The organism is Mesorhizobium sp. M7A.F.Ca.US.014.04.1.1 (assembly GCF_003998745.1).
In the GTDB taxonomy this organism is placed as follows: domain Bacteria; phylum Pseudomonadota; class Alphaproteobacteria; order Rhizobiales; family Rhizobiaceae; genus Mesorhizobium; species Mesorhizobium ciceri.
Genome location: NZ_RZRW01000979.1, coordinates 1 through 1,347 on the forward strand (window position 1 = coordinate 1; position 1,347 = coordinate 1,347).

Sequence of the window (1,347 nt, forward strand, 5' to 3'; positions counted from 1 at the left end):
GCCAACGCCGTCAGGGGCCTGGCGCGAACGCCCGGCCCCTGCTGCCCCCGTCGCCCGACGCGGCAGCGTCATTTCCACCAGGCGGTGGTGTCGTACATCGGTCCCGGCTCCTCGAAGAGCTTTTCGTATTTGCACAGTGCCGGCGTCTTGCCGAGCGGCACCGAAACACCGTCCCTGAACGCCCATTCGCCACGTTGCGTCGTATCCGCCCGCACATAGCTGGACAGTGCAAAGGCGCGGTCGTGCTGTGACCTGTTGGGCGAGGAGCCGTGCACGGTGAGCAGCCCCCATAAAGCAAGATCGCCCGGCTCCAGCACCAGCGGAACGATGGTCGCCGGGTCGATGCCGACCTTGCGCAACTCTTCTTCGGCGGTCAGACCCTTCATCAGCTCGCCGGTTCCCTCGTCCGACAGGCCGAGATAGCCGAGCTTGTGGCTGCCGGGCACGACCTGAAGACAGCCATTGTCCAGCGTCGCCCGATCGACCGCGAGGCCTGTTGTCACGGTGGCGTCGGCGACATTGTCGAAGGCGGCCTGGTTACGGAAGCGCAGATCCTGGTGGAAGCGATAACCCGTGACATTGGCGCCGGGCGGCTTCCAGTGCAGCTGTTGGGCGATCTGTTTTATGTCGCGGCCGATCAGACCCTCGAGCAGCTTCAGATAGTCGGGATTGCGGCGGAACTGCTCGAAATAGGAATTGATCCAGGAAAACCAGTAAGCCTGCAGCACATATCGTTGGCCAAAGTCCGATTCAGGCAGGATCTGGAAATTCAGGTTGCCGTGCCGGAAAGTGGCGTGATGCTTGAGGCCATCGGCATAGACCGCATCGGTTTCCTTCTTCAGCCGGATCATCTCGTCGCCGTCGACGAATTGTCGAACGACCGCATATCCTTCCTCGCGGTACTGCTCCACCGCTTCGCGTGCCTGCCTGTCCGTCAGCATATCCGTGACAACCCCCGTCTGTGATCTGTGTCGATCGTAACAAACGGGTTGCCGGCGATAAGCCGTGGATTTTGGCATCGACTTTCCCGATTATCGGGAAATTGAGCGGGGCCTCAAAGGTGCATTGGCCGCAACCGGCTGATCAGATACGTGCTGCGCCGGCAGGCCCTAAAAATAGGTTCGCGGCGCGACAAGGTTCTTCTGCTGGCGAACATAAAAACAATAGAAGCCGAACGCCGCGGCAAACCACATGAAGGCCTCACCCATGGCCAGCCGGTTGTTGGAATTGGTAAGGATGCTGAGGGCGAAGAAAACCAGTGTGGAGATGTAACAGGACCATGCGGCCGGAGCGACAAGCTTGGCTCGCATGGCCAGCAGAACCTGCCTGGCCGACCAGGTGTAGAGA

At 60.7% G+C, this 1,347-nt stretch carries 1 protein-coding gene and 1 pseudogene; both read right to left on the reverse strand.

Annotated elements, in window-relative coordinates; genetic code table 11:
- Window positions 1–68 precede the first annotated feature (68 nt).
- Entirely contained in the window at window positions 69–941 is an 873-nt protein-coding gene (locus EOA22_RS33740; protein ID WP_164745819.1) for a phytanoyl-CoA dioxygenase family protein, read from the reverse strand.
- 168 nt (window positions 942–1,109) lie between these two features.
- Window positions 1,110–1,347, reverse strand: a pseudogene (locus EOA22_RS33745) (glycosyl transferase family 2); the annotation flags it as partial.